The sequence below is a fragment of the Brevundimonas sp. EAKA genome, assembly GCF_000698025.1.
Taxonomy (GTDB): domain Bacteria; phylum Pseudomonadota; class Alphaproteobacteria; order Caulobacterales; family Caulobacteraceae; genus Brevundimonas; species Brevundimonas mediterranea_A.
In genome coordinates this window covers 1-6581 of record NZ_JMQR01000147.1, presented here as the reverse complement: position 1 = coordinate 6581, position 6581 = coordinate 1, and the positions used below count along the sequence as shown (strand labels likewise).

Here is a 6581-nt window from a genome sequence, read left to right as displayed (position 1 = left end):
GAGGCGCTGGGCGTCGCGCCCGCGCCGTTCGGGCGGCTGCAGCCGTTCGAGGGGACAGGGCCTTCGCCGCAGGGGCCTGTCACCTATCGCGGGGTCAATGTGCTGGGCCTGATCCCCGGAACCCGGGTGGGCGACCGCTATATCGTGGTCAGCGCCCATTATGATCATGTCGGCATGCACGACGGCCAGATCTACAACGGCGCCGACGACAACGCCTCGGGGGTCGCCACGATGCTGGAGCTGGCCAAACGGCTGAAGGCCCAGGCGCCGGAGCACAGCGTGCTGCTGGTCGCCTTCGACGGGGAGGAGCGGGGGCTGCTGGGTGCGCGCGAGTTCGTCAAGGCGCCGCCCGTGCCCCTGTCGTCCATCGCCCTGAATCTGAACTTCGACATGACGGCGCGGGCTGAGACCGACGGGCATCTGTGGGTCACGGGGACATACCAGCACCCGAACCTGCGCCCGATCCTGGAGCCCCTGCCAGCGGTCGGCCCGGTCAGTTTCGCCTTCGGCAAGGACACGCCGCAGGACGAGGGGGAGAACAATTGGGTCTCGGCGTCGGACCAGGGCGCCTTCCACGACAAGGGCGTGCCCTTCCTCTATATGGGCATCGACTATCACCCCGATTATCACCGCCCGACCGATGACTTCGAGCGGATCAGGCCTGAGGTCTTCACTGCGGCGACCGAACTGGCCATCGCCGGCTTCCGCGCCCTGGACCGGTCGCTGGATCGGTGATGCGGCGTCTTTTGGCGCCAGCCCTGGTCTGTCTGGCGGCGCTTGCGGCTTGTGAGCGGCGCGAGGCCGGCCCGGCGTCCACGGCGACGGCGCCCGCCGCCACGGCGTCCTTCCGGCATCGGCTCGAAGGCGACATCTCGGGCGACTATCGGCCGGTGTCCGAACCGACCCAGGGGTGGCGGGTCGAAAGCCTGTTCATTGGCCAGGCCTCGGCCCTGGAGGCGTGGGAAGCGGCGCAGAGGGGCGGCGCACCCTTGATCCTGACGCTGTCGGGGCCGGACGGCGCGGTGCAGATCACGCCGCGCGCCTATGACCTGACCGACGAGCGCCTGCATTTCGTCGGCGTCATGCCCGATGGGCGACAACTCGTTCTGGACGCCCGCATCGATCCCGGCGCACTGGCCACCGCACGCCGCAATCTGGGCGACCGCACCCCGGTGATCACCGGCGCCATGACGGTGAAGGGCCACAGGATTCCGTTCAACCTGGGCTGGTGGAACGGCGACTGATCGGGCGAAGCTCGGCGTCTGCGCCTCTGCAACCACCGACAGCAGACGTATTCGATGTGGCGTATTGATCGGAAGGCAGATCAATCGTCGCAAAACAGATTCTATTTCTCCGCAAAACCTCCGCCGAACCTTCATGCCGAGGCGCATGCGCCGTCACACAGCATCCCTAATGACTGGAGCCGGGCAGGAGGGACGATCACGTCATCGCGGCCGGGCATGAGCTCGGTCGTCCCCTGTCATAGCTCTTTGACCAGACACGGTGGACTGACGATGACCGGCCTTCAGCTCAAGACCCTTCTCGTGACGGCGGCCAGCGCCCTCGCGCTCGCCGCCTGCGGCTCCGCCGAGGTGGCTTCGCCTGGTGAAGGCGATTTCGGCAACGGCGGCGGCGGCACGCCGACCACGCCGACGACGCCGACACCCGGCACCCCCGCCGCCGACTGCCCCACCGGCCTGACCAATGTCGGCACCATCGCCAACGGCACTCTGCGCGTCTGCCAACTGCCGACCCAGGTTCTGGGCAACCTGACCCTGTCGGTTCGCGCAGGCACCATCTACGCGATCAGCGGCCGCACCGAAGTCGGCACCGACCGTGGCGTCGATCCGGCCTCGACTACGGGCACGCAGGGCATCCTGACGATCGATCCGGGCGTGCGGGTGTTCGCCTCCAACGGCGGCGACTATCTTCTGGTCAATCGCGGTTCGCAGATCTTTGCCGAAGGCACCGCCACCAACCCGATCGTTTTCACCAGCCGCCAGGACGTCGAGGGCACGACCACGCCGACCTCGCAAGGTCAGTGGGGCGGCATCGTTCTCGCGGGCCGCGCGCCTGCGGCTAACTGCCAACTGACCGCGCCGGTCACCTGCACCGGTCAGATCGAGGGCACCAACGCCTTCTTCGGCGGCAACACCCCGGCCGATAACTCTGGCCGCCTGCGCTACATCCAGATCAAATACTCCGGCTTCGAAATCGCGACCGGCAATGAGCTTCAGGCCTTGACCCTGGCCGGCGTCGGCTCGGGCACGACTCTGGACCACATCCAGTCATACAATAGCTCGGACGACGGCATCGAAATCTTCGGCGGCAACGCCAATCTGAAGCATATTGTCATCAACGGCGCCGACGACGACGGCCTGGACACCGACACCGGCTGGCGCGGCGGCGCCCAGTTCGGCATCGTGACCCAGCGCGCCCCGAACTCGACCAGCCGTTCGGCCGGCTTCGAGTTCTCGTCCGCCCCGACCTCGACGCCTTACGCCTCGCGTTATCTGTCGCAGCCGAAGATCGCCAACTGGACCCTGGTCGGCCGTAACTCGCCGACCGACGCCCACACGGTCATGCACTTCGACACCGGCACCAACCCGAACCTGATCAATATCGTCGCCACCTCGACCACGGGCTCGGTCGCCGGCTGCTTCGACATCGCCGACGGCGACACCCAAACCAGCTTCGACAGCGGTTCGACGCCGTCGCTGCGTTCGATCTTCATGTCCTGCTCGGTTTCGTATCGTCCGGCCAACGTCGCCCGCTCGACGGCGGTCTTCACCAACGCCCGCAACACCAATGTGACGGCGCTGGGGACCTCGACCTTGACCGCTCCGGCCTCGGGCACGACCATCACCAACCAGAACCTGGCGTTCATCAACGGCGCCAATGAAAACGCCGTGACGGCGGTTGATCCGAAGACCGTCTACGGCTTCTTCGACAGCGTGACCTACATCGGCGCGGTGCGGAACGCTCAGGACACCTGGTGGCAGGGTTGGACCTGCGGCCTGACCTCCGGCTCGACCTGCTGACGATGACAGTTCCGGCGGCGACCATGAGGTCGCCGCCGGTTCTTCGCGTTTCCTGACCCCTTCAAGGCGCAGACCATGAATAGACTTACTCTGACCCTGAGCGGGGTCCTTCTCGCCACCAGTGCGCTGATCGCGCCCGGCCTGGCGTTCGCCCAGACGGCCCCGACGACTTCCCCGACCGCGCAGACCCCGGCCGAACAGGTCGAGGAACAGGCGACCGAAGTCGGCGAGATCGTCGTCCTGGGCCGTTATATTCCCGAACCCAACCGCGAGAGCTCCGAAGTCGCGGCCTTCCTGACGTCCGAGGACCTGGAGCGCACCGGCGACAGCAACGCCGCCGCCGCCCTGACCCGCGTGACCGGCCTGTCGATCGTCGAGGGCCGGTTCATCTACGTCCGCGGACTGGGCGAGCGTTATTCCTCGGCCCTGCTGAACGGCTCGCCCCTGCCCAGCCCCGAGCCGCTGCAGCGCGTCGTGCCCCTGGACCTGTTCCCCTCCAGCATCCTGGACGGCGTGACGGTTCAGAAGACCTATTCGCCGAACTTCCCCGGCGAGTTCGGCGGCGGCGTGATCGATCTGCACACCATCGACGCCCCGAACGAACCCTTCTTCAACATGAAGCTGTCGCTGGGCGGAAACACCGAATCCACCGGCAAGGAAAACCTGATCTATTACGGGTCGCGCACCGACTTCACCGGTTTTGACGACGACACCCGCGAAGTGCCCGGCGCCATCGCCATCGCCTTCGACCAGGGCAAGCAGATCAACAGCGCCAACTTCACCGCCGACCAACTCCAGACCATGGGGCAGTCGCTGGTCAATGCGCCGCTGCGCCTGCTGCAACGCGAAAAGACGCCGATCGACGGTGGTGTGGAACTGGCGGGCGGCTTCTCGCAGGACACGGGTTTCGGCACCCTGGGCCTGATCGCCGTCGCCGGATACGACAACAGCTGGCGCGCCCGTGGCGGCGTCCAGGAAGAGGGCCAGTTCCAGGGCGAAGTCCTGGTGCCGGTTTCAACCTATGACGTCGACTCGAACCAGAACGACATTCGCCTGAACTTCCTCGGCGGTCTGTCGCTGTCGAACGCCGACCACGAGGTCAAGTGGACCAACCTGTACGTCCGCAACACGACCAAGGAAGCCCGCTCGGTGGCCGGTCCGGACTTCGACGCCGGCGGCAGCGTCATCCGCAACGACTATACGGAATGGTTCGTTCGCCAGCTTTGGAGCAGCCAGCTGGCCGGCGAACATCAGTTCATGGATGGCGCGCTGGAGATCGACTGGCGCGCGGCCTATGCCAAGACGTCGCGGGACGCGCCCTATGAGTCGCGCTTCCAGTACGGCGTCAATGCGAACGGCGACTACATTCACAACGTTCAGGGCAATCTGATCTCGTTCAGCGAACTGGACGACGATATCGTCTCCGGCGGCGTGGACGTGGCCTACACCCTGCCGCTGTCCTCGGCGCGCGAAGCCGTCATCAGCGCGGGCGTCGCCACCCTCGACAACAACCGCGAAGCCAGCCGCCACGATCTGCAGTTCGAAGCCGTCAACGGCCTGACCGATAGCCAGCGCCTGTCGCGCATCGACTATCTGTTCTCGGACTACAATATCAATCCGACGACGCTGCAGCTGCGTGAAATCGCCGGCAGCAACGGCGCCAGCGCCTATGACGCCGAGCTGAAGGTCAACGCCGCCTACGCCATGGTCGATGCGGAAATCATCCCGCTGGTCCGCACCACGGTCGGCGTCCGCTTCGAAGACGGTCAGCAGAGCGTCACGCCGCGCGACGTGTTCGGCGGAACCTCGACCTACGAGGCCACCGAGATCGAAGAACAGTATTGGCTGCCTTCGCTGACCGCGACCTGGAACTTCGCCGAGGATCAGCAACTGCGCTTCGGCGTGTCGCAGACGATCGGCCGTCCGCAGTTCCGCGAACTGGCGCCCCAGGCCTATACCGATCCGGAAAGCGACCGCATCTTCATCGGCAACCCCTATCTGGTGGACACCGAACTGCTGAACCTGGACGCGCGGTACGAATGGTACTTCGCCCGCCAGCAGTTCATCACCGCCGGCGTCTTCTACAAGGACATGGACAAGCCGGTTGAATCCGTCATCGTCGAAGTGGGCAACCAGCGCCAGCAGTCGTATCTGAACGCGCCCAAGGCGACCATCATGGGCGCCGAGGTCGAGGTGAAGAAGTATTTCGAGTTCCCCGACCAGACCATGAGCTTCATCGCCAACAAGCGTTGGCTGGTGCAGGCCAACTACACCTACTCGGACTCCGAGGTTAAGGTGGGCGAGGGCGACACCGTCCTGACCCTGGGTGGGGCAGGTGCGCCGGAACAGGCGTCCTTCTTCATTCAGGACGGCAGCCGTCTGCAAGGCCAGTCGGACCATGTCGCCAACCTGCAACTGGGTTGGGAAGACGATACGGCGCGCTCGCAGGCGACGATCATCGTCAACTATGTCAGCGACCGGATCACCGCCCGCGGCGCGGGCACCGGCGCGAGCCGCGAGCCTGACTTCATCCAGGAGCCCGGCGTGTTCCTGGACTTCGTCTATCGCAAGGACTTCACCGTCATGGCCCGCGACATGGGCTTCGCCCTGGAACTGCGGAACCTGCTGGGAACCGAGTTCGACGAATACCAGGAACGGGGCAACAAGATCCGGGTCAACAACTACGACCTGGGCCAGAGCGCCTCGGTCAGCCTGACCGCCCGCTTCTGATCTTTGGAACAAGTGACGCGTTGCGACCGGGAGGCCTCGGCCTTCCGGTCGTTTTCGTTACTGAATGATCCGTATGGATCGCATCTGTCACCAGATGTTCTTCGTGTCTTCACACTTCGGTGCGGCCCGCATACGGACGATTAGTCTAGATCGCGGGATGGCCGTCGGGGTCGGAACAGGCATGGCGTCGTGATCGCGGCTATCCGTAGTTTTAACGTCTCTTCGGTGGCCGACCGTATGCGTCGTCTGCCGCTGCGTCGCATCGTCGAGGTCGTGCTGATCCTGCTGCTGCTGGTTCAGACGGGGCGGCTTGTCTGGCTGTTCGCAGGGCCTCAGCCGAAGCTCGAACCGCGCGGCGGCGCCGCCGCGGCGGCGCCGGTGGACATGAGTATTCTGTCGCGGTTCGACGCCTTCTTCCGCACAGGCGGGCAGGGCGCCCTGGCCGGCGCCTCGGGCGCGGACGCCAGCCAGATGCGGCTGTTCGGCGTGCGCGCGGGCGGCGTCGGCGGCGGATCGGCCATCATCGGTCTTGCGGACGGGCGTCAACTGTCTGTCGGCGTCGGCGAGGAGGTCGAGCCCGGCCTGGTCTTGCAGTCTGTCGGGTCGGATTTGGTCGCCCTGGCGCGCGGCGGGTCCCTGAGCCGTCTGGAGTTCGCCGACACGACCGCCGGGGCCGCCGCGCCTCCCCCGGCGCCGACGACACCCCAGGCCGTCGCCCCGCCGCCCGCCGCGCCCCCCTCGCCTCCGGGCGGGGTCGTGGACCCCCAAAGCGTGATGCCCCAGGCAGCGCAGCGGCCCCGGGACAAGGGG

The 6581-nt window shown here is 66.2% G+C and carries 5 protein-coding genes; all 5 read left to right on the top strand.

The genetic code is table 11. The features are described 5' to 3' along the window. Positions 1 to 735 (top strand): M20/M25/M40 family metallo-hydrolase (locus ER13_RS15155; RefSeq protein WP_052005154.1); only part of this gene is annotated, 735 nt, incomplete at its 5' end. Next, a complete protein-coding gene (locus tag ER13_RS15150; protein WP_035310561.1) occupies positions 735 to 1244 on the top strand; it encodes a hypothetical protein in 510 nt (169 codons plus the stop codon). The genes ER13_RS15155 and ER13_RS15150, both read left to right, overlap by 1 nt. Before the next feature lie 270 nt (positions 1245 to 1514). Then, positions 1515 to 3041 (top strand): hypothetical protein, encoded by a 1527-nt coding sequence (locus tag ER13_RS15145; protein ID WP_035310559.1) that lies wholly within the window; start codon positions 1515 to 1517, stop codon positions 3039 to 3041. Positions 3042 to 3116: 75 nt separating this feature from the next. Continuing rightward, on the top strand, positions 3117 to 5771 hold the full coding sequence (locus ER13_RS15140) for a TonB-dependent receptor (RefSeq protein ID WP_035310557.1): 2655 nt from the start codon (positions 3117 to 3119) through the stop codon (positions 5769 to 5771). Between the two features lie 237 nt (positions 5772 to 6008). Then, the coding region (locus ER13_RS15135) for a type II secretion system protein N (protein WP_052005153.1) at positions 6009 to 6581 on the top strand (573 nt) is incomplete at its 3' end.